Here is a 23,055-nt window from a genome sequence, read left to right as displayed (position 1 = left end):
CTTTCACAAAAAGCAGGCTTTTTTATTCGGCCATTACGTTAACTTAATTTACCGTGGCAATGTTTGTATTTCAAACCGCTACCGCAAGGACAAGGATCATTCCTATGTACGGTTAATCCCTGTTCCGCCAAGGCCTCCGGGCTGAAATCATTGCCGGTAGGATCAAACGCCTCGGTTGCCAACTCTTGACGCGATTCGCCCAACACATCTTCCATAGTCGGCGCACCGGAATGAATCGTCTGCATTACCGACGGTTCTTGTGGTTCACTTTCGGAAACAATATTTTCAGATTGCTGAATCTCAACACTGGTCATCAAAGAAGCGGCACTTTGTTTGATGCCGGCCCACAGGTTTTCAAACATAATAAACGCTTCGCGTTTGTATTCCTGTTTCGGGTTTTTCTGAGCATAACTACGCAAATGAATACCCTGACGCAGATAATCCATAGCAGCAAGATGTTCACGCCAATTGCTGTCAATCACCTGCAACAATACATTGCGCTCAAAACCGCTCATGCTCTGCTTGCCGACCAATTCGGTTTTAGCGGCATATTCTTTTTCTACCTGCTGAACCAAGCGCTCTTTAACATCTTGGTTATCCAAAGTATTGTCTTGTTTCAACCAGCCCTGAATATCGGCCTGAATTCTAAATTCCCCGGCCAGTTGTGCCTCAAGGGAAGGAATATCCCACTCTTCTTCCATAGTATCGGGCGGCATATACACATTCACCAGATCGGCAACAACTTCATCGCGGATATCTTGGGCCAATTCGCTCACATCGTTATTGGTTAGAATTTCATTGCGGTAATGATAGATAACTTTACGCTGTTCATTGGCCACATCATCGTATTCCAAAACCTGTTTACGCATATCGAAGTTGCGGCCTTCCACTTTACGCTGCGCCCCCTCAATCTGACGGGTTAACAGGCTGTGTTCAATCGCCACACCACGCTCCGGTGCCAAGCGGTTCAGAATGGCGGCGGCACGGTCTAAGGCAAACAGGCGCAGCAGCGGATCTTCAAATGAAAGATAAAAACGGCTCGAACCCGGATCGCCCTGACGGCCGGCACGGCCACGCAACTGATTATCAATGCGGCGGCTTTCATGGCGCTCGGTACCGATAATATGTAAACCGCCTGCTTTTAACACGCGCTGGTGTTCGGTTTCCCAGTTGTTTTCCAACGCAGAAATACGCGCTTGTTTTTCTTCGTCGCTTAAGGTTTCATCGGCCATAATGGCATCGCTTAAATGCTTCACATTGCCGCCCAATACAATATCCGTACCCCGTCCGGCCATATTGGTGGCTACGGTAATCATGCTGGTTTTACCGGCTTGCGCCACAATCAGGGCTTCGCGCTCATGCTCTTTCGCATTCAAAACATTGTGCGGCAAACCGGCTTCGGTCAGCATTCTGGATACCAATTCGGAATTTTCAATGCTGGTTGTACCCACCAATACCGGCTGGCCCCTATCGAAACAAGCTTGGATATCGTTTACTACCGCCTCGTATTTTTCTTCGGCGGTACGGAAAATCTGATCGTTGTAGTCTTTCCGCTGCATCGGGCGGTTGGTCGGGATAATCACGGTTTCAAGGCCATAAATACTTTGAAACTCAAATGCTTCGGTATCGGCCGTACCGGTCATACCCGATAATTTATCGTATAAACGGAAATAGTTTTGAAACGTAATCGAAGCCAAAGTTTGGTTTTCGCGTTTGATTTCCACGCCTTCTTTCGCTTCAACCGCTTGGTGCAAACCTTCCGACCAACGACGACCGGCCATCAGACGGCCTGTAAACTCATCGACAATGACGATTTCACCGTCTTGAATCACATAATGCTGATCTTTATGAAATAAGGAGTGGGCACGCAAAGCCGCCATTAAATGATGCATCAGCATAATGTTGGCAGCGGAATAAAGCGAATCACCTTCTTGCAGCAAGCCCATATCGGCTAAAATTTGCTCGGCATGCTCATGGCCGGCTTCACTTAAAATAACCTGATGGGCTTTTTCATCCACCCAGTAATCACCTTCGCCCTCTTCGGTTTCTTGGCGGTGTAATTTCGCAGGAACCTGATCCATAACTTGATAAAGCTGAACATTATCATCCGCCTGTCCGGAAATAATCAACGGCGTACGCGCTTCGTCGATCAGAATCGAATCCACCTCGTCCACTACCGCAAACGATAAATCACGCTGTACTTTATCGTATTGGTCGGTCACCATATTGTCGCGCAGATAATCAAAACCGAATTCGTTATTGGTGCCGTATGTAATATCGGCATTGTAGGCCGTTTGCCGGAAAAAAGGCTGCATATCGCTAACAATCACACCCACCGTCAACCCAAGAAAGTTATACAGCGGCTCCATAATGCCCGCATCGCGCGAAGCCAAATAATCGTTCACGGTCACAACGTGCACGCCCCGCCCTGTTAATGCATTCAAATAAACGGGAAGCGTGGCAACCAGTGTTTTACCCTCGCCGGTACGCATTTCGGCAATTTTACCGTTGTGCAGCACCATACCGCCGATAAGCTGCACATCAAAATGGCGCATACCCAATACCCGACGGCTGGCTTCACGGCAGACGGCAAACGCTTCGGGAAGGATACTGTCCAAGCTTGCGCCGTCGGCAATACGCTGCCTGAATTCGGGTGTTTTAGCTTTCAGCTCGTCATCACTCAAAGCTTTTATTGTTGGTTCCAGATCATTAATTTTCGATACGGTTTTCCGATATTGCTTCAGCAGGCGGTCGTTACGGCTGCCAAAAACTTTTTTAGCTAAATTGGTAAGCATGAAATTTCCTGTGACGAAGTGTTTCCGCACACTCCGTAATTGATTCGATAGATTCGGTATAAAATAATGTGAATTTTAACACAAGCCGCTTATCAGGGTTACAATGCCGTTTGAAATAGCGGCAGTTTTATCGGATTTCAACTGATTAGGCCTTTCTTTACTTATGAAAACAACACTAGTATTAATAATAATATGAATTTGGAAAAATTAGCCCGGCGCAACGGAGGGCTACTGACATTATTGCAACAGTCGCAACAATGGCAAAAACTAGACCGGCAAATCAAACAGGTTTTGCCGGCCAATCTGCGCGCACACTTTCAGACGGCCTGTATAGAAGAAGGAACGTTGGTTTTATTGGCAAACAACAATATGGCCGCTTCCCGTTTGCGTATGATTACTCCCGGTTTGCTGCCGAAACTACAAAACCTGCATCCGGATATTGCGAATGTACGCATTAAAACCATTCCCGCCCGCCCGTTACCGCCCCGTGAAAATCATTTAAAACTGAGTGAAGCGGCCATACAGAGCTTTCGCCATTCGGCAAAACAGCTACAACACCACCCAAAGCTGGCCGAAGCCTTGCGGGAATTGGCGGAAAAACACGGCAACAACAACTGAATAATTATCTGCTTCTCAATACAAAGCTTGATGCCATAACATTTTTTTGCACACCTTTCCGCCTCTTTGAAACTTGTATTTTTAAAAAGCATCATTATTTTATATAAAGTTATGGTGCTTAAAAAAGCACCAGTCATTATTCGTTGCCCTTAAATTCCAAATAACTTTCTATTGACGACAAGAGAAAACCACACACCTTACCAACAGAAAGGATTAACTGAAGATGATGAAGAATAAAACTTCACCTGAAGAATTTATCCCTAAATTTCGCCAAAGAAATTTGGACGAGTCGGGCTTCTTGAAAAAAGTCATACGTTTTTCCGGCAAACTGGGCAAACCGATTGTAAAACAACTTTATGCACTGTATTTTTTATTTAAAGACCCAGCCACACCCAAACGTTCCAAAATGATTATTTTGGGTGCATTGATTTATTTTTTCAGCCCTATCGACAGCATTCCGGACCTACTCGGCCCATTGGGGTTTAGTGATGATATCGCCGTGATTACTTTGGTTTATGCGCAAATGAAAAGCCATTTAACCGATGAAATACGCGAAAGAGCGCAGGCTGCCGTGGATAAAATCTTCGGCTAATCCATTATGGTTTGATAAAAAAACCATCTATATAAAATAAAGGCCGTCTGAAAATAGATTCAGACGGCCTTTGGTTATCTCAAACTTAATCTTTAAATATCATCTATTATTTTAAAGGATCCATGCCCATGACTTCCATCAGGAAGTTGGTAAACGCAGGGTTAGACGGTTTATTGCTCATATTCGGCCAACGTTGCTGCCAACCGCGTAAAGCATTTTGGATATAAAGTTTAGACTGTTCGGTTGTAATCGCGCCGCGTTGGCTATCCACCGCAGAGCGCAGATAAACTTCATACATACTGTCGTCTACCTGATTGCGGCCGACCTGCCGGATACGGAACCGGTTAAGGTATTGTGCGGCTTGAACTTTAGTAATCTGTCCGCCGCTAACCTGATAACTCAGCCGCGTAGCTTCCTCACGGATTTTAGACACATCCGTCCAATGGCTGGCCGCCAGTTTGTAAGGCGCTTTCGCAGGTTCTGTCTTAACATTAGTAGGCTTCAGCGGTACTTCTTTCAAAGAAGGAAGATAAATCGTTTCACAACCTGCCAATGCAACCGATAATAATAAGAGGGGAATATGCTTTTTCATGTTGCCATTATAATCAGATTTAACAGATAATCCAATAATGAATTGCATCATAATTTTGCATATTTTTTAAATAAATAACCCTTCTATACGACACTTACCGGCAAACATTACCGAATAGGCCGATTTTCAGGTACAATCTTTTCTCTTTTCCGCCACTTTTTCTATTACTCACGCCATGTCTAAAAAAAGCAAACAACAATTAGAAAACAATAAGTTAAATAAACGATTGCGCCATGCAGTCGGCGATGCCATCAACGATTTCAATATGATTGAAAACGGCGATAAAATTATGGTTTGTCTTTCAGGTGGCAAAGACAGCTACGCCCTACTCGATATCTTGCGCCAATTGCAGGCCAGCGCACCGGTTGATTTCGAATTAGTCGCCGTTAACCTCGATCAGAAGCAGCCCGGCTTCCCCGAACATATCCTGCCCGAATACCTCGACAGCATCGGCGTACCTTACCGTATTGTAGAAGAAGACACTTATTCTATTGTTAAACGCGTGATAGAAGAAGGCAAAACCACCTGCTCGCTATGCAGCCGCCTGCGCCGCGGCGTGCTATACCGTGTGGCGAAAGAATTAGGCTGCACCAAAATCGCACTCGGCCATCATCGTGACGATATTCTGCAAACCATGTTTCTCAATATGTTTTATGGCGGCAAACTCAAAGCCATGCCCCCAAAACTGGTTTCCGATAATGGCGAACATATTGTGATTCGGCCTTTGGCTTATGTAAAAGAAAAAGACTTGGAACGCTATGCCGTATTGAAACAGTTTCCGATTATTCCTTGTAACCTTTGCGGCTCACAACCCAACCTGCAACGCCAAGTAATTAAAGAAATGCTGCAAGATTGGGACAAACGCTTTCCCGGCCGTATCGAATCGATGTTTTCAGCATTGCAAAACGTTGTTCCCTCACATCTTGCCGATACCGAACTGTTTGACTTTACCGGCTTAGTACGCGGCCAAACCTTAAAACACGGCGGCGATACCGCATTTGATTCGGAAACCGTGCCCGCACGTTTTTCAGACGGCCCATCTGAAAACGACAGTGAAATCACACTACCCACACCTACTGCTAAAAAAGTGATTAATATTCTGGCCAGCAAACCCAAAGTCGTATAACACGGCCTACTATAAAGATACACCTCAGCCTATATAGGCTAAGGCCGTCTGAAACATTATATTCAGCAATATCGATACCATATTGATATTTTATTGATTAAAAAGATACCCATGACCGAATCCATCTGCCTACCCGCCGTTACACTCAAGCCCTCCACCATCGCCTTACCCGGCTCCAAAAGTATTAGTAACCGCACCCTTTTGTTAGCGGCTTTATCCGACAATGTGTGTGAAATCCATTCTTTGCTGCAATCAGACGATACCGAACGAATGCTTGAAGCATTGGAAAAACTGGGGATTCAACTTGAGTTTTTTTCAGACGGCCGTCTGAAAGTACATGGTAGCGGCGGACAATTTCCCAATCGCGAAGCAGATCTCTTTCTCGGTAATGCCGGCACCGCGTTTCGACCACTCACCGCCGCACTGGCTATTTTAGGCGGCAATTATCATCTTCACGGCGTACCGCGTATGCACGAGCGCCCTATCGGTGATTTAGTAGATGCTTTGCGGATAGCCGGTGCCGATATCCAATATCTCGGCAATGAACATTATCCGCCGCTACACATTAGCGAACGTACGGACAACGGCGAACGGGTGATTCCGATTAAGGGCAATGTTTCCAGCCAATTCCTCACTGCCCTGTTGATGGCTCTGCCCCTCACCAAACAAGCGTTTGAAATCCGTGTGATTGGTGAGTTGATTTCCAAACCCTATATCGACATTACGCTGAAACTGATGGCGCAATTCGGCGTAACGGTTGCCAATGAAGATTACCGTGTTTTTAAAATTCCGGCCGGATCACAATACCATGCACCGGAGCGGCTGTATGTGGAAGGCGATGCTTCAAGCGCCTCTTATTTCTTAGCAGCGGGTTTGCTATCCGGCGAACCCATACGCGTTACCGGTATCGGTGCCGACAGTATTCAAGGCGATGTGGCTTTTGCTCGTGAATTGGAAAAAATCGGCGCGACCGTTGTATGGGGGGAAAACTTTATCGAAGTTTCCCGTGCCGCAAACCAGGCGGTTTTACCGTTTGATTTAGATGCCAATCATATTCCCGATGCCGCCATGACCTTAGCCATTGTTGCCTTGGCAAGCGGCGGCACTTGTACATTGCGCAATATCGGTAGCTGGCGCGTCAAAGAAACCGACCGCATTGCCGCTATGGCAAACGAGCTGCGTAAAGTCGGCGCCACCGTGATTGAAGAGCCTGAAGCCATCCATATCACCCCACCGGCATCGCTAACCCCTGATGCCGAAATCGATACTTACGACGACCACCGTATGGCCATGTGTTTTTCATTGGTATCGCTATTGGGCGTACCGGTGATTATTAACGACCCTAAATGTACCTATAAAACATTTCCCACTTATTTTGATGTTTTCGCATCCCTACAAAAATAAAAAAGGGCTTTAGCCAATACTAAAGCCCTAATGATGTATTAATTATCTGGTATCGACAATCACCGGTCTGCCATTGTAATCCAGCACCGTCACATCAATACCATATAATGCCGATATACTTTCTCGATTAATCACTTCGGCAGGATGCCCCGTTTGTATTACTTGACCGGCTTTCATCATCACAACCGTATCCGCAAATTGTGCGGCATGGTTGATATCATGCAGCACAATCACAACCGTTTTGTTTTCTTCTTGCGCCAATGAACACAGTAGCCGCATGAGTTGGCCGGCATGATACATATCCAAATTATTTAACGGTTCGTCCAACAACAAATAAGGCGTATCCTGACAAACAATCATGGCAACCAACGCACGTTGGCGTTGTCCGCCCGATAAAGTTGATAAATAGCGTTTGGTTAGACTTTCCAATTCAAAACGGGCAACCACCGATTCGACTATTTGCTTATCTTTTTCAGACGGCCGCCCCTGATGATAGGGATAACGGCCGAACATCAGCAACTCTTCAACACGCAGGCGCCCTTGCAGATAGTTTTCCTGCGCCAATAATGCCACTGTTTTCGCCAACGTCTGGCTGGGTGTCGTGGTAATATCCAGCCCGTCAAAACCAATCGAGCCGCTTTGCAGAGGTGTTAGGCGGGACATCAAACTAAACAGTGTCGATTTGCCGGCGCCATTAGGGCCGATTAAAGCCACCACCTGCCCACGGTCTAAAGATAAATTAATATCCTTTAAGATGGCATACCGACCAATATGATGAGAAACATTAGAAACAATTATCATAGTGTTATATTCATTTTCATTAAGAAACCGGCAAGCCTACCCGACTCATGCCATTTTGATATTTCTTCGATATTGGGTAAAGATTAAAACCAAAAACAGCAGGCCGCCGCATACCTCGATTACTGCCGACAATACACCCGTCAAGCCCAATATCTGCTCAAAAACCGTTTGCCCCAATACCAAGCACAACATAGCCACCAGGCTAACCAACACCAACCTTTCACTATGATACATACGCCGGCAAATACGGTTTGTAATCGCGCAAACCAGCAAACCTAAAAAAACAACCGGGCCGACAAATGCTGTTGCCGTAGCAACCAATATGGCAATAAGCACCAATAATTTCAGGCTGAATTGTTGATAATTAATGCCCAAGTTGATCGCCGCTTCCCTACCCAGCATCAAAATATCCATTTGATAGCGCCACCGCCAAAGCACTATGGCACTGAATAGGCAGACAACCAGGCTAACCACCAACAAATCTAAATTAATGGTATTAAACTGGGCGAAACTGGATGCCTGTACCACCACATAGTCTTCCGGACTAATTAATCTGGCAACCAATGAAGACAAACTACGGAAAAGCACCCCGAATATAATACCGACCAAAATAAGCCTTGCTAAATCATGATGATTACGGGTAAAGAGTAAACGAAACAGCAGCAATGACGCCCCCATCATAATGGCCACTTCTATGGCAAACTTCAAAACCGGTTGCGTATTAAATATATTGATCGTGCCTAAAAAAAAGACAATGATACTTTGAATCAAAATATACAGCGCATCAAAGCCCAATAACGACGGCGTTAAAATAGGATTCTGAGTAAGCGTTTGAAACAATAAAGTAGAAACGCCAAGCGCATAGCCGACCACCATCAACGCCAATAATTTCTTACCCCGAAGTTCCAGCACAAAAGCCCAATTCCCATGAGATTTGAATACGATAAATACTACCATGCTGATAACAAGCAACAGCAAAGTAATACAAACCGGCTTGGTCCAAACCTGAGAGCCATTTAAAACATCATTATTAGAAGAGTTTGGCTTAAATAAAGATGGCAAATTCATTGGTTTTCTTTAACTTTGATTAGGCTTGCGTAACAACAACCATAGGAAGATAGCCGCACCCGCAACCCCGAATACCGTGGCAACAGGCACTTCAAAAGGATAGTTAATCACACGCCCGATTAGGTCGCACAGCAGTACAAAACCTGCTCCCATTAAAGCCACTGCCGGCAAAGCACGGCGCAACCTATCCCCCATCATCTGGCTGATAATATTAGGAATAATCAGCCCGACAAAAGGAATAGCACCGACGGTTACCACCACCACCGAACTAATCATTGCTACCATCGCAATCACAAACCCGACCATCAGATTACGATTGATACCTAAATTAACGGTAATGGCATCACCCAATCCGACAATGGTTAACTGATCCGCAAGAAAATAAGCAATAACCGTCAGCACCGCCGTGATATACAGAAGCTCGTAGCGGCCTAATAAAATGGTTGAAAAATCGCCTAAATGCCATACGGAAAGCATTTGTAACGATTCTGTTTGATAGGCAATAAAAGTAGATATCGATTCAATAATGCCGCTAAAAACAATACCTACCAATGGCAGCAACAAATAATCGCTAGGCGGCAGCGGTCTGATTAAGCGCATAAAGCATATCATGCCGATAATCGCACAAATCACCGCAACAACCATTTTGGCCATCAACGAGCTACTGGGAAAATACAAACTGATTAACAGCAATCCCAGCGCCGAACTTTGGGTTGCCCCGATCATCGATGGCTCGACAAAACGATTCTTCAGCACCACTTGCAAAATAATGCCCGCAACAGACAGCGCCGCCCCGGTAAGTATAATGGCAATCGTTCGTGGCAAGCGGCTAATCCATAAAAGCTGCGTATCCGTTAAAGCAATATCTGCAACTTGGGCACCCGCTTCATGTTGATGAAGCAACTGACCGGCATGGGTTGCCAATCCAAATAACTCACGCCAAAACCCCTGCCACGAAAAATCTGCCACGCCGACAGATAAGCTCAACAATATTAACGCGATAAGAATAATAAAGCTAATACTGTTGAGCACCCACGGCGATAGTACAAATAACGAAGATAAAAAAGTTTTGAACGTATATGTTTTACTATCCGTCATAGAAAGCGATTTATCTTGTTATCATTATTGTGCACTATTCGAATCAATCTTACTTGCTTTAGCAAAATTCTCGGCTATCATCTTCGTATCCTGCATCCATTGATAATAACCGCCAAATGCCAAATAAGAATCCGGGCTTAAATATAAAATATGGCCGTTTTTCCATGCTTTGGTTTGATGAATCAGCGGATTATCCAACACCACTTCCGCACCGTCACCCTCTTGGCCGACCGCACTGGTTCTATCTAATACAAACAACCAATCCGGATCAATTTTTTGTACATATTCAAACGATACCGGCTCGCCATGCCTTGCATCCTCAATATTAGGATCCGCCGCAGGAATATTAAATATTTTATTCACGAAACCAAACCGTGACTTATCGCTTAATGCCGCAATTTTATTACCGTTTACCAAAATAATCAGCGCATTACCCTTTCCTTCGGTAACCGCTTTGGCTTTGGCAATTTCATCATCAATATTTTGTTGCAACTGTTTCGCTTCGCTTTCTTTATTAAACAGCTTGCCCAAATCAGCCAACTGCTGTTTGGTTGCCTGATACATATCGCTGGTATCCAACGTTAAATCGAATGTCGGCGCTACTTTACTCAATTCATCATATTTTTTAGCCATACGGGAGCCGACAAATATCGCTTTCGGTTGCATTTCGTTGAGCACTTCCAAATTAGGCTCAAAAACCGTACCAATATCTTTACTCTCAGGTGTATTCGGTGCTTTCAGGTTTTCAAGAAGCAATTTACCCGGCATACCCTCGACAGGGATATTCAGCGCAGATAAATTTTGCAAAATCGTCATATCGTATACAGCGACAGGATGCGGATTGGCAGCGACCGATACATCACCCCGTGCGGTATGAATCGTTACTTCGCCTTGGGCATTCTGGCTTGCATCGGCAGTTTGCTCTACCTGACTACCATTGGCAGCATTATCAGACTCAGATGCTTGAGAGCAACCAAATAAAGTAAGCATGCCCAATACCACTAACGAGCTTTTGAGTGTGCCTACAAAATGATTGGTTGTTTTTGATGTGTTTTTATTGCTCATCATAATAGAACCTTTTTTATAGTTTCATATTTCCGGAGTTAAATAAAAGATTTTAGTTTTTTACCATACGCAAAAACCAAGTTCATATTTTTATCACTATTCATTCTCATTCGCAATTAAAAATTAGATATTAGATAGTGCCTAATTAATTACATTAAAATAAATCCATATAAAAGGTAGAAAGTTCCGACTTATGTCTTTGATTAGAAATTTAATAGAAATGAGAATAGATATTAATATTTGTGATTATGTAAATTATTTTTTACATAGTTGATTTGAAGATAATAAAGATTTTTAAATGTTGAAACAGCCCTCTATAGAGAGACTGCTGGAGTGGATAAAGCAAATTGCCAATATAATTCGCAACAGAAGAATTCAATATACCTGATAAAAAAACAAAACCCATATTAATTTCCATAGCAGGTAATAATTACTTACCATGAAAATTGATATGGGCTACTAAACTAAACAAATTTATTTAGAAAAACGGTCGCGGTCATGTGGTTGGCTAAAGTCTTGCACCGGGCCTACCGGAATAATCCCCGTCGGATTGATAAGAAGATGCGAGCCGTAATAATGCGCTTTGGTATAAGGAATATTCACGGTTTTGGCAACATCCTGATATTGATATAAATCGCGAACATAATTCGACAATGCCGGATAATCCTTTATCTGCCTTATATTGCATTTAAAATGCCCATAATACACGGCATCGAAACGGATTAACGTAGTAAACAACCGCCAATCGGCTTCGGTTAAACGGTCGCCGGTTAAATAACGTTGTTTGCTTAAAATACCTTCCAATCTGTCTAATGATTCAAACACAACAGCAACCGCTTCGTTATAAGCAGATTGTGTGGTCGCAAACCCTGATTTATAGACGCCGTTATTTACACCGTCATAAATCCATTCGTTTAAGGAATCAATCTCTTCACGCAATTCAACCGGATAATAATCTCCCGGTTTCGCACCGATACCGTCAAACGCGCTATTAAACATACGGATAATTTCTGATGATTCGTTGCTAACGATGGTATTGGTTTTTTTATCCCACAATACCGGCACCGTTACACGGCCTGAATAATCCGGCATGGCCTGAGTGTAAATCTCATGAAGTTTGTTTTTATGGTTCACCATATCAGGAATCACCCCGTCACCCTCTTCAAAAGTCCAGCCATCGTCAAGCATAAAAGCATTCACAACAGAAATCGGAATCATCTCTTCCAAACCTTTGAGATGTCTGAATATCAGGGTACGGTGTGCCCACGGGCATGCCAGAGAAACATATAAATGATAGCGATCCGGCTCGGCTTTAAAACCGCCTTTACCACTGGGGCCGGCAGAACCGTCGGCAGTAACCCAATTACGGAAAGCCGCCGTACTGCGGACAAATTTTCCGCCGGTAGATTCAGTATCATACCAATCGGTATGCCATTTACCATCAACTAATAATCCCATATTTAATTTCCTTACATTACATTAAGTTATTCTATCTTTCGCACCATCTATATCAACAGTTCAGATGGTTTCCGCGATTTCTACGTCAATCTCCGTAAACATTTTGCCAAGTTTCAGCACCGCATCTATAAAATGGAAATGTTCATCTTGAACCAAAGAGCCATTTAATATCTATTTAACAGTATTTTTAACAGCGCATTTCAAGCTGTATTTAAAAGAATGAGAACGGCATTTTAACAATTGCACAACAAAATGTCAGATTTCTATTTTAAAACAATTAGTCAAAATCAATTTGGTCTCATTGCCTAAAACAGTCATGAGTGTTCTACTTTACCATTAGTATTTCATTAAACAAACAATCATACGTTTAAAGTCAATCAACTGACATTAAATATATATCCGACAGATAAAAAAAATAATGCAACCGAATGATTGCATTATTTTTGATACTGGTGGAGGCGGGGGGAATTGAACCCCCGTCCGAAAGCCCTCTACAAAGCGTTCTACATACTTAGTCTTGCCTACTTAAAATCTTGTTCCCATTCCGCCGGCAGACGGGCTGTTTGGAAACCAGTTACCTTAAATCTTATTTCCTGCCAAGTAACCCGACAGAAAACCAGCCAATGTAAAATGACGTTGCGGTAGGTTTGACCCTACGCAGCCCATCGGCCAACTGCTGCAACGGCTAGCCTTAAGCGGCTAAAGCGTAAGTTTCGTCGTTTGCGACTATTTTGTTTCAGTGTTTTACGGGAATCTGAGACCCCGGTATGCCCGCATCTGCTTCGCAACCCCCGTCGAAACCAAGATCGCCCCCAGATAGGAATATTCGATTATACGCAGGTTATGTATAAATTGCCATATCTGCATAAACCGTTTTCAGACGGCCTTATCGGTTATAATGGCCGTCTGAAACCATATCGGGATTTGAAAACTATGTATGACGTCAATACCCACGACGTGCGCCGCTTTTTTGCCGGCGTATGGCAACAACGTATGCTGCCGTTGCAACTGGACGCTTTGCAGCAAAAAGCTTTGCGCATTATCGAAGCACACCCCGAATACCATTATTATTTGGAACACATCGAAAACTATCTGGATAAAAACTGGACGCCCGAAGAAGGGGAAAGCAATCCGTTTCTGCATATGTCGCTACACCTTTCCATACAGGAACAAGTGGCTATCGACCAACCGCCCGGTATCCGTGCCGTTCATGAAAACTTGTGCGGAAAATACAACGGTGATTGGGTGAAAGCCGAGCATGATATGGCCGATGCGTTGGCGGAAACGGTTTGGGAAGCGCAACGTTTCGGGCGCGGCTTGGATGTGAATGCCTATATGACCCGTTTGCGCAAATTGGTCGGCTTAGGGCAAGAAGACAATGCCCGTATTAATCCGCACGAAGTGGAAGTTTCCGATAAAATCAGCGGGCGGGAATAATATTCCGCTATCAAAACCGATTGAATATTCATTCCGCTTACTTATCTATTTTAAAGGCCGTCTGAAACCATGCATTATTTCAGTATCCATACACAACAAGGCGAACATTTGGGCTTTTTGATTATGTTGCCTGATGATGAATCCGAAGCGCAACCGCAGAGCGGGCGGTTTGCAATAAAACTGCAAAGTGAAACAACGCCGCAAGACAAAGCTGCGGTTAACGCATTGGCACCGCTTCAAGATAATGATACGCCTTTATACTGGCAGATTGAAAAAGATTATGTGGCCTTATCAGACGACAATGCCGTTATCGGCCGCTTGCGTAACGAATATTTAACGGTTAACGGCCAAACTTTGGTGTTAACCGATTTAACGGGAATCATATAATGGAAAGCGTATTTATCCTGATACCGATCAGCATTATTTTGGCCTTTCTGATTGCTTATTTTTTCTGGTGGTCGGGCAAAAACGGGCAATTTGATGACTTGGAAGGCCCGGCGCACCGCATTATTATGGATGATGATTCCACCGACAACACCAACGACAACCACACAACCACCGACCCGGAAAAGCCGCAAAATGAGCGTGAAAGATAATCTGAACTTTGCCACCCGCCGCCGTTTTATGCCGCTTTTCGGCACGCAATTTCTCGGCGCGTTTAACGACAATCTGTTTAAAACCGCGCTGTTTGTGATGATCAGTTTTTATGGTTTGGGTCAAAATAATACGATTCCTGCCAGCCAGATGCTCAACCTAGGCGCGTTGCTGTTTATTCTGCCCTATTTCCTGTTTTCCGCCCTGTCGGGGCAATTGAGTACCAAATTCGATAAGGCCAAACTGGCAAGCGTTATCAAAGTATTGGAAATCGTGGTGATGGCGGTGGCGGCGGTCGGTTTTTATATCCAATCTGCGCCTTTATTGCTATTTTGCCTATTTTGCATGGGCACGCAATCCACCTTATTCGGCCCGTTGAAATATGCCATTCTGCCCGACTATCTCAATGATAAAGAACTGATTATGGGTAACAGCCTAATTGAATCGGGCACATTTATCGCGATTTTATTCGGCCAGATACTCGGCACGGTTGTTGCCGGTATTCCGCCTTATATTGTCGGTATCTTGGTATTGGCCGTCGCGGCTGCGGGAACAGCTACCAGCCTGTTTATGCCGCCCGTGCCCGCCAAAAACCCCAACACGCGCCTAGACCCGAATATTGTCCGCAGTACCCGATTGTTATTAAAGGAAACCTTTGCCCAGCGCGAACTTTATGCGGCAATTATCGGCATTTCATGGTTTTGGTTTATCGGCTCGGTTTACACCACCCAACTGCCTACCTTTACCCAAATCCATCTCGGCGGTGACGATAATGTTTTTAACCTGATGCTGGCTTTGTTTTCTATCGGCATTGCCACGGGTTCGGTTATCTGCGCCAAAATCAGCCACCACCGCCTGCATTTAGGTTTGGTTGCCGTCGGCGCATTCGGCCTCACGGCATCGGGCTTATTGTTGGTATGGCTGACGCACGGCCGCTTTTTCGAGCAACTACAAGGCATAGGCTGGTTTCTCACCCAAAGCACCACCTATCCGGTTATGCTGACCATGATTGCCATCGGCTTCTTCGGCGGCTTTTTCTCAGTGCCTTTATATACATGGCTGCAAACGGCCAGCCATGAAGCGTTTCGTGCCCATGCCATTGCCGCTAATAATATTGTGAACGGTTTGTTTATGGTTTCCGCCGCACTTATCAGCGCTGCTTTATTATGGCTGTTTGACAGTATTACCCTGCTCTATCTGGTTGTGGCACTAGGCAACCTCGTTTTGATTGCCTATCTGCTCAAACTGGATCCGCGCTTTTTGCAAGATTTAAAAATATATATCGGCATGAAATAAACCAAACAGGCCGTCTGAACGTTTTCAGACGGCATGTCTCTGAATATACCCAATTATGTAGCCGGCGGTATAATAGCGGCTATCCATATTGCACAATACCCAAAGGAATCCGCTATGCGTTGGCAAGGAAGACGACAAAGCACCAATGTAGAAGACCGCCGCGGCAGAAGCCGTATAGGTGGGAAAAGTACCGGTATTCTCGGCATTATTATTGTGTTGGTAGGCGCATATTACGGGGTCGATTTATCCGGCATCACCGGAGCGCCAACCGTATCACCCGCCCAACAAACGCCGATAGACAGCCAATTGGAAGCACAACTTAACGAGCTTTCCAGAGTAGTTCTGGCCGACACTGAAACCGTTTGGGGCAATTACTTCGCCCAACACGGCAGCCAATACACACCGGCAACGCTAACACTCTACACCGCCGGCACCCAAACCGCCTGCGGCACCGGCCAAGCGGCGATGGGGCCTTTTTACTGCCCGGCCGACCGCAAGGTTTATTTGGATTTGTCATTTTATGAAGATATGCGCCAAAAACTCGGCGCATCGGGTGATGCAGCTTTTGCTTATGTTATCGCGCATGAAGTCGGCCATCATGTTCAAAACCTACTCGGTATTTTGCCGCAAGTGCATCAGGCACAACGGGAAGTTAACCAAACGCAGGCCAATGCGCTTTCCGTTAAACTGGAATTGCAGGCAGACTGCTTCGCCGGTATTTGGGCACACTATGCCGTGAATCAAAACATATTGGAAGCAGGCGATATTGAAGAAGCGGTTCGCGCTGCCGAAGCCGTGGGCGACGATCATTTGCAACAACAAGCCCAAGGTTATGTTGTGCCCGATAGTTTCACCCACGGCTCTTCTGCGCAAAGGATGACATGGTTCAGACGTGGTTTAAACAGCGGCGAAGTGAATCAGTGCAATACTTTTGCCGCCAATTGATTGCTTTTTGCTTTTGTATATAAGAAGATATTCCAAATATAACCAATATAAAGCATAAGGCCGTCTGAAAGACAATGTTTCAGACGGCCTTCTCTTTGGTTTTCCCCAAAAAAGCAAGCCCACCAAATCAAGGCGGGCTACGGGAAAGGTATGTGATTAAGGATATTTAGCAAGCTTATCTTTCAGGTAGGCCAAGCCGGCAAACAAACCACCAAATAGAATGTTAATCAGCATTGCTGGAATGAGGCCGAATAGAAGTACAACAACTGTTCCGAAAAACCAAGCCAGTATTAAAGGAATAATTATCGAAATGTCCCAAGGCTGAGGGCTTGCGGCGAACACCCAATAAGTCAAAGCAGCCATCCAACCATAAAAGCAGATTTTAACAGCAATCTCGCCTGCTTTATCGTAAATCTCTTCATAGTTGTTCATATCAGCTCCCTTCTTTTAACTATAAGGGCTAATAAATAAAATGGCAAAATGATCTAAAAAGCTGTTCGGAATTAAGAGCACAACCTTGCTAGATGCCCAACAATTACTTTAAATATTTCAGACGGCCTTTCTATATACTGTAGGCCGTCTGAAATGATGGTTTGATTTATACCTCAACCATTATGGCGCCGAAGCCGCAACTTCCGGCACCATATCCGCATCGGTAAACTCAGGCTCTGGCTCGGTTTCAAAAACCTTACCATTCAATTTCAGCTGCCCTTGTTCCAATTCGATTTTGGTTTGGATATTGCCTTGATCTAAAGTCAGATACTGTTCACCGGCCATTGATCTGATGGTGCTTTCAACCATCAACTGCAGTGTTTCGTTAATATCATCCATGCTGGCGCGTCCTGCTGCTAAGTCTTCCGGATTCACACTAAACAGACTGCGGGCTTGCGTTACCGCCAAATCTTCCAATAATTTTTGCGGCACTTTCATATCAAATTCGGCATCGATTTTTTTCACCAATGCAGTAATATCGTCCATATCCGCCTGAGTTAGCCCGTTAAAACGAACTTCACCTTTCACGTCCACATCGCCCTGCGGCATGGTGAAATGGAAAGTTTCCAATTTAAGAACAGGGTTTTTGGTAAACAAACCGGCCGCTTCGTTTTTCACCGTTTTTAATATTTCGTTTTGAACCTGCTCTTCAGTCATTTCCTGAGTGGCCAGTTCAGCCATTTTATTCTTAATGGCTAATAATCCTTGGGCATCGAGATGCTCGGCAGCAACATTAATATCCAGCGGGCCATAGCGGTCTTCGCCGTAAACCAATGTTTGGAATTGGAAACGCCCTTTGCTGTTGACCCACCCGTCTACTTCTTGGGTGTCGGTGTTAAAGCTTAGTTTTTCCACTTCAACCTTAGAAGGCGGCACCGTGCCGGTCGGGTTGATAAAGGCACCGATTTGCAAATCGGTCACCAAATTCACCAATTCATTGGCTTTAACATTGTAGTCAAAGCCTTCCTGCCACTGCATAGAAAATTTATCCAGTGTCAAACTGCTGCTGCCCAAGGCAAGTTGGTTGCTGCTGTCGGCCGTATCTGCCCGAACATGCAGGTTTTCCATCGCAATATCGCCTTTATCGGCCAACTTAATATTGATGGCAGGTATTAGATAATCTTGAATATAAGAGGCAAAATCGGCTTGATAATCCACCGTACCGGTTAAGCCCTGCCAATTCAGCTTAATGCCCGACAATTCTTCGTAATCAAAAGCAGGAATGGCCATATCCAACTTGCCGCTACCGTTCAAATATACGGTATTGCTCATTTGCACCGGTGGTTGCTTGCCAAAAAAACGGGTTAATACTTTTTCAGTATCTGGGTGATATTGAAACTCGGTTTCCACATAAGCGCGAACGGGGGAAATGCCTGCGGCAAACGGGCCGTGTTTGATATGGTTAACAATGGTTACCGGTTCTTTTAATAATGTTTTGATATTATCCGGCAGATATTTTTGAGTGTTATGAAACAATGCCGGTTTCAAACGCACCACCATGGTTTCCGTGGCACCAAACCAACCGCGTTCATATTGATAAGATTCAACCGTTAAAACACCGGATTGTGAAAGCATCTGCTGTTGCGCATTCAGGCTTTCTTCGGCCTTCAGGCCGAGATAATAAGGCATGCCGGCAAAAACCAACACAATGATAACAAGTAAAGAAATGAGGAGCTTTTTCATTGCTTTCACACAATAAACATAAAGTTTGAAGCATAGCATTATTTAACTTTTTTGTCTTTGCCATACAGCAACAATCACAACGCCAGATAGCGCCGCTTGCCTGAAAAGATTGTTGCATGCTATCTTTCAAAAAAATTTAATTTTAAGTGCGTAAAAATAAAGGGAATCACCCATGAAAAAATGGATTGCGGTATTGATTGGCGCATGGCTGGGCTTGCAATTGTCTGCGGGTTATTTGTTTGCCCCCTTGCTATTCCAACATTTGGATAAAATACAAGCCGGCACCATCGCCGGAATTTCATTTAATATCACATCTTACATCGGCATTGTGGTTTGGCTATTGGCCTATATCGCCAATAGAAGCAATACCCGACACAATTATGGCCGTTCATTCAGCGGTAAAGCCATCATACTCTTGCTGATCTTGATTATTGCCAATCAATTTCTGATTACCCCCGTTATCGATGCCTATAGAAACAATACGTCAAACTGGCTGCTGTCTTTGGTAGGCGGCTCGTTCGGCCAATGGCACGGCACTTCCAGTATTATTTATATGGCTTGCAGCCTGCTTGCTTTAATTCTGGCATTCCGCCTAACTACATTAGAACAACGTTAATTTTGTTTATACCTCATATCACAAACAACAGGCCGTCTGAAACATTTTCAGACGGCCTATAGTTTTTATAACACGCAATAAACTTATCAGGCTTCGGTATTCGGGCGCCACAATACCAACAGTTTGCCGATATGCTGTATCAATTGTGCCCCGACTGCTTCGCATAAAGCATCACTAATGGCTACACGTTCGGCACGGTCGTCGCCGGCAACTTTTACTTTAATCAATTCGTGCGCCGTCAACGCAGTATCCGTTTCCTTAATAACGGCATCGGTTAAGCCTTGCTGCCCTACCATAACGACAGGATGCAAATGATGTGCATGCGCTTTGAGCGCGGCAATTTCTTGAGTGGTTAATTTATCGGCCATTTTCTTACACATAAAACTATAAATAGATTAAGCGGCATATTCTACGCGAAACCGCCACTTTAAGGGGAAAAATAACGTACAATCCTATTTTTTATTTTGTGGTTATTTCATGTCCGTCCGTTCAAAATCTTCTAAAGCTTGGTTAAACGAGCATGTCAACGATCATTATGTGCATCAAGCACAAAAAGACGGTTATCGTGCCCGTGCGGCCTATAAGCTTTTGGAAATCAATGAAAAAGACAAGCTTATTCATTCCGGCACCGTTTTGGCCGACTTAGGCAGCGCCCCGGGGAGCTGGTCTCAAGCCGCCGCACAATTGGTCGGTTCAAACGGCCGTGTATTCGCCTTGGATATTCTACCGATGGAACCCATTGAAGGCGTATCGTTTATTCAGGGTGATTTTCGCGAAGACAGTGTATTGGCCGAATTTGAATCATTATTAGATAACCGCCCGCTAGACCTTGTAATTTGCGATATGGCACCCAATATGTCAGGAAACACTGTAACCGATCAGGCGCGCAGCTTTTATTTATGCGAACTGGCTTTAGATTTTGCCGCCAACCATTTGAAACAAGGCGGTAATTTTCTAGTCAAAGTTTTTCAGGGCAGCGGTTATCAAGAATATATAGCGGCCATGCGCGAAATTTTTACCTCTGTGCAAACCCGCAAACCGCAAGCCTCTCGCAATCGCTCCAGTGAGATTTATTTATTGGGCAAAAATAAACGCTGACAATACATACAGCCTGATTTACAATTTATTTGTCTTTTACCCTTTTATGGAGCCTGTTTCTGTGGGGAATATTTTTAAAAATGTTTTGGTTTGGTTAGTACTTGGTGTCGCCCTGATGGCAGCATTCAATGCCATTAGCGACAAACAAGAAAGTAATCAACAAATCGAATATTCGCAATTTATCGAGCAAGTCGACAAAGGTGAAGTAGCCAACGTGAACATTGAAGGTTCCGGTTTGGCAGGCTACCTAATTAAAGGCGAACGCACCGATAAAAGCCAATTTTTCACCAATGCACCGCTAGACGACAATCTTGTTTCCACGCTGTTGGATCATAAAGTACGCGTTAAAGTGATTCCTGAAGAAAAACCCAGCATGCTGGCCAGTGTTTTCTTCAGCCTGTTACCCGTTATCTTACTCATCGGCGCATGGTTTTACTTTATGCGTATGCAGGCCGGCGGCGGCGGAAAAGGCGGTGCCTTCTCTTTCGGCAAAAGCCGTGCCAAGCTATTGGATAAAGATGCCAACAAAGTCACCTTTTCCGATGTAGCCGGTTGTGATGAAGCCAAAGAAGAAGTTCAAGAAATTGTTGACTATCTGAGAGCGCCTAACCGCTATCAAAGCTTGGGCGGACGGGTACCGCGCGGTATCCTGCTGGCAGGTAGCCCGGGTACCGGTAAAACCCTTTTGGCCAAAGCGATTGCCGGTGAAGCGCAAGTACCGTTTTTCAGCATTTCCGGTTCGGACTTCGTGGAAATGTTTGTCGGTGTAGGTGCAAGCCGTGTTCGCGATATGTTCGAGCAAGCCAAGAAAAACGCCCCCTGTATTATCTTTATCGACGAGATCGACGCCGTCGGCCGCCAACGCGGTGCCGGTTTGGGTGGCGGCAATGACGAACGCGAACAAACATTGAACCAACTTTTGGTGGAAATGGACGGCTTTGAAAGCAATCAAACCGTGATTGTGATTGCCGCAACCAACCGCCCAGACGTACTAGACCCTGCCCTACAACGCCCCGGACGTTTCGACCGCCAAGTAGTCGTTCCGCTGCCGGATATCCGTGGCCGTGAGCAGATTTTAAAAGTACACGCCAGAAAAGTGCCGTTAGACGAATCGGTAGATTTGGTTTCTCTGGCACGCGGTACACCGGGCTTTTCCGGTGCCGACTTGGCTAACTTAGTGAACGAAGCCGCGCTATTCGCCGGCCGCCGCAATAAAATCAAAGTCGACCAAAGCGATTTTGAAGATGCCAAAGATAAAATCTATATGGGCCCGGAACGCCGTTCTATGGTGATGCATGAAGATGAAAAACGTGCAACTGCATACCATGAATCAGGCCATGCCATTGTGGCTGAGAGCTTGGATTTTACCGATCCCGTTCATAAAGTCACCATTATGCCGCGCGGACGTGCTTTGGGTTTGACTTGGCAGCTGCCCGAACGTGACAGAATCAGCATGTATAAAGATCAGATGCTAAACCAAATCTCAATTTTATACGGCGGTCGTATTGCCGAGGATATTTTTGTCGGCCGTGTATCCACCGGTGCTTCCAACGACTTTGAGCGTGCAACGCAAATTGCCCGTGAAATGGTTACCCGCTTCGGTATGAGCGATAAAATGGGCGCTATGGTTTATGCGGAAAACGAAGGCGAAGTTTTCTTAGGCCGCTCCGTAACCCGCTCGCAACATATTTCTGAAAAAACCCAACAGGAAGTAGATGCGGAAGTACGCAGAATTTTAGACGAGCAATATGCCGTCGCTTATAAAATTCTTGATGAAAACCGCGATAAGATGGAAACCATGTGTAAAGCACTGATGGAATGGGAAACTATCGACCGCGATCAGGTGCTGGAAATTATGGCAGGTAAACAACCCAGCCCGCCTAAAGATTACAGCCATAATATCCGCCCGGAAGACAATACACCGTCTCAACCGACTCCTTCGGAAGATGAAGAAAAGAATGCGGATAATATTATGGAACCTGCACATGAATTACCGGCTTCAGGCAGTATCCAACGGAATACCGATATTCCATCCGATAGCCAAGCGCAATAAGCTGTTTACCGGACAGGCTGTATCAATTTTCTATACTCTCTGATCTGGTTACTCATCAACAAAGGCCGTCTGAATCATATTCAGACGGCCTTTGTTTCCAATATAAAAAATAATTCTATATTACCCTTATCATCCAATCATCACCGTCCAAACAACCCACCTAATATATTTTCAGACTCATCGGAAAATAATCGCTATTTTAACGGCCTGCTGCTTCAAATATC

General features: G+C 44.8%; 22 protein-coding genes and 1 other RNA gene. 12 read left to right on the top strand and 11 right to left on the bottom strand.

Annotated features, from left to right (window positions below; genetic code table 11):
• Positions 1 to 38: 38 nt before the first annotated feature.
• On the bottom strand, positions 39 to 2,795 hold the full coding sequence (secA, locus tag NXS09_RS03575) for a preprotein translocase subunit SecA (protein ID WP_259291179.1): 2,757 nt from the start codon (positions 2,793 to 2,795) through the stop codon (positions 39 to 41).
• Positions 2,796 to 2,987: 192 nt separating this feature from the next.
• On the opposite strand from secA, the gene NXS09_RS03570 reads away from it, so the two are divergent.
• The gene (locus tag NXS09_RS03570) at positions 2,988 to 3,413 is read left to right on the top strand and encodes a DUF721 domain-containing protein (RefSeq protein ID WP_259291178.1); all 426 of its coding nucleotides are present in this window, start codon (positions 2,988 to 2,990) and stop codon (positions 3,411 to 3,413) included.
• A 223-nt stretch (positions 3,414 to 3,636) separates the two neighbouring features.
• On the top strand, positions 3,637 to 4,005 hold the full coding sequence (locus tag NXS09_RS03565) for a YkvA family protein (RefSeq protein WP_434803002.1): 369 nt from the start codon (positions 3,637 to 3,639) through the stop codon (positions 4,003 to 4,005).
• Between the two features lie 106 nt (positions 4,006 to 4,111).
• Here the strand turns inward: NXS09_RS03565 and NXS09_RS03560 are convergent, their stop codons facing one another.
• Entirely contained in the window at positions 4,112 to 4,597 is a 486-nt protein-coding gene (locus NXS09_RS03560) for a prokaryotic membrane lipolipid attachment site family protein (protein WP_259291177.1), read from the bottom strand.
• A 175-nt stretch (positions 4,598 to 4,772) separates the two neighbouring features.
• Here NXS09_RS03560 and ttcA point away from each other — a divergent pair, with 175 nt between their 5' ends.
• Positions 4,773 to 5,723: a tRNA 2-thiocytidine(32) synthetase TtcA gene (gene ttcA / locus NXS09_RS03555; protein ID WP_259291176.1), complete on the top strand. Its 951-nt coding sequence runs from the start codon at positions 4,773 to 4,775 to the stop codon at positions 5,721 to 5,723.
• Between the two features lie 111 nt (positions 5,724 to 5,834).
• Entirely contained in the window at positions 5,835 to 7,127 is a 1,293-nt protein-coding gene (gene aroA, locus NXS09_RS03550; RefSeq protein ID WP_259291175.1) for a 3-phosphoshikimate 1-carboxyvinyltransferase, read from the top strand.
• A 42-nt stretch (positions 7,128 to 7,169) separates the two neighbouring features.
• Here aroA and NXS09_RS03545 read toward each other — a convergent pair whose 3' ends face one another.
• The 6 genes from NXS09_RS03545 to ssrA all read right to left on the bottom strand — a co-directional run bounded on the left by NXS09_RS03545 (position 7,170) and on the right by ssrA (position 13,431).
• On the bottom strand, positions 7,170 to 7,928 hold the full coding sequence (locus NXS09_RS03545) for an iron ABC transporter ATP-binding protein (protein WP_259291174.1): 759 nt from the start codon (positions 7,926 to 7,928) through the stop codon (positions 7,170 to 7,172).
• Positions 7,929 to 7,973: 45 nt separating this feature from the next.
• Positions 7,974 to 8,996 (bottom strand): iron chelate uptake ABC transporter family permease subunit, encoded by a 1,023-nt coding sequence (locus tag NXS09_RS03540; protein WP_259291173.1) that lies wholly within the window; start codon positions 8,994 to 8,996, stop codon positions 7,974 to 7,976.
• 9 nt (positions 8,997 to 9,005) lie between these two features.
• Positions 9,006 to 10,094, bottom strand: a complete 1,089-nt coding sequence (locus NXS09_RS03535; RefSeq protein ID WP_259291172.1) for an ABC transporter permease — start codon at positions 10,092 to 10,094, stop codon at positions 9,006 to 9,008.
• A 24-nt stretch (positions 10,095 to 10,118) separates the two neighbouring features.
• The gene (locus tag NXS09_RS03530) at positions 10,119 to 11,162 is read right to left on the bottom strand and encodes a siderophore ABC transporter substrate-binding protein (RefSeq protein ID WP_259291171.1); all 1,044 of its coding nucleotides are present in this window, start codon (positions 11,160 to 11,162) and stop codon (positions 10,119 to 10,121) included.
• Positions 11,163 to 11,633: 471 nt separating this feature from the next.
• Positions 11,634 to 12,617: a glutathione S-transferase family protein gene (locus NXS09_RS03525; RefSeq protein WP_259291170.1), complete on the bottom strand. Its 984-nt coding sequence runs from the start codon at positions 12,615 to 12,617 to the stop codon at positions 11,634 to 11,636.
• A 450-nt stretch (positions 12,618 to 13,067) separates the two neighbouring features.
• Positions 13,068 to 13,431: a transfer-messenger RNA gene (gene ssrA, locus NXS09_RS03520) on the bottom strand.
• 119 nt (positions 13,432 to 13,550) lie between these two features.
• Between ssrA and NXS09_RS03515 the strand changes: the two genes are divergently transcribed.
• The 5 genes from NXS09_RS03515 (at position 13,551) to ypfJ (ending at position 16,889) form a co-directional block, all read left to right on the top strand.
• A complete protein-coding gene (locus tag NXS09_RS03515; RefSeq protein WP_259291317.1) occupies positions 13,551 to 14,054 on the top strand; it encodes a DUF1841 family protein in 504 nt (167 codons plus the stop codon).
• A 69-nt stretch (positions 14,055 to 14,123) separates the two neighbouring features.
• Positions 14,124 to 14,441, top strand: coding sequence for an HLGFF motif protein (locus tag NXS09_RS03510; protein WP_259291169.1), 318 nt, complete (start codon positions 14,124 to 14,126; stop codon positions 14,439 to 14,441).
• Complete coding sequence (ccoS, locus tag NXS09_RS03505; protein ID WP_259291168.1) at positions 14,441 to 14,650, top strand: cbb3-type cytochrome oxidase assembly protein CcoS; 210 nt, start codon at positions 14,441 to 14,443, stop codon at positions 14,648 to 14,650. The genes NXS09_RS03510 and ccoS overlap by 1 nt, the downstream gene beginning before the upstream one ends.
• On the top strand, positions 14,634 to 15,944 hold the full coding sequence (locus tag NXS09_RS03500; RefSeq protein WP_259291167.1) for an MFS transporter: 1,311 nt from the start codon (positions 14,634 to 14,636) through the stop codon (positions 15,942 to 15,944). Before ccoS ends, NXS09_RS03500 begins: the two co-directional genes overlap by 17 nt.
• A gap of 114 nt (positions 15,945 to 16,058) precedes the next feature.
• A complete protein-coding gene (ypfJ, locus tag NXS09_RS03495) occupies positions 16,059 to 16,889 on the top strand; it encodes a KPN_02809 family neutral zinc metallopeptidase (RefSeq protein WP_259291166.1) in 831 nt (276 codons plus the stop codon).
• Positions 16,890 to 17,045: 156 nt separating this feature from the next.
• Here ypfJ and NXS09_RS03490 read toward each other — a convergent pair whose 3' ends face one another.
• Positions 17,046 to 17,321, bottom strand: a complete 276-nt coding sequence (locus tag NXS09_RS03490) for a trehalose-6-phosphate synthase (RefSeq protein ID WP_259291165.1) — start codon at positions 17,319 to 17,321, stop codon at positions 17,046 to 17,048.
• A 180-nt stretch (positions 17,322 to 17,501) separates the two neighbouring features.
• Complete coding sequence (locus NXS09_RS03485; protein WP_259291164.1) at positions 17,502 to 19,064, bottom strand: YdgA family protein; 1,563 nt, start codon at positions 19,062 to 19,064, stop codon at positions 17,502 to 17,504.
• A gap of 172 nt (positions 19,065 to 19,236) precedes the next feature.
• On the opposite strand from NXS09_RS03485, the gene NXS09_RS03480 reads away from it, so the two are divergent.
• Positions 19,237 to 19,680, top strand: coding sequence for a DUF4149 domain-containing protein (locus NXS09_RS03480; protein ID WP_259291163.1), 444 nt, complete (start codon positions 19,237 to 19,239; stop codon positions 19,678 to 19,680).
• Between the two features lie 86 nt (positions 19,681 to 19,766).
• Here the strand turns inward: NXS09_RS03480 and yhbY are convergent, their stop codons facing one another.
• Positions 19,767 to 20,048 (bottom strand): ribosome assembly RNA-binding protein YhbY, encoded by a 282-nt coding sequence (gene yhbY, locus NXS09_RS03475; protein ID WP_259291162.1) that lies wholly within the window; start codon positions 20,046 to 20,048, stop codon positions 19,767 to 19,769.
• Positions 20,049 to 20,157: 109 nt separating this feature from the next.
• Here yhbY and NXS09_RS03470 point away from each other — a divergent pair, with 109 nt between their 5' ends.
• On the top strand, positions 20,158 to 20,778 hold the full coding sequence (locus NXS09_RS03470) for an RlmE family RNA methyltransferase (RefSeq protein ID WP_259291161.1): 621 nt from the start codon (positions 20,158 to 20,160) through the stop codon (positions 20,776 to 20,778).
• Between the two features lie 61 nt (positions 20,779 to 20,839).
• Entirely contained in the window at positions 20,840 to 22,831 is a 1,992-nt protein-coding gene (ftsH, locus tag NXS09_RS03465; RefSeq protein ID WP_259291160.1) for an ATP-dependent zinc metalloprotease FtsH, read from the top strand.
• The last annotated feature ends 224 nt before the right edge of the window (positions 22,832 to 23,055 follow it).

The organism is Neisseria montereyensis, from assembly GCF_024834045.1.
GTDB lineage: Bacteria > Pseudomonadota > Gammaproteobacteria > Burkholderiales > Neisseriaceae > Neisseria > Neisseria montereyensis.
This window is presented reverse-complemented; position numbering and strand designations above follow the sequence as displayed.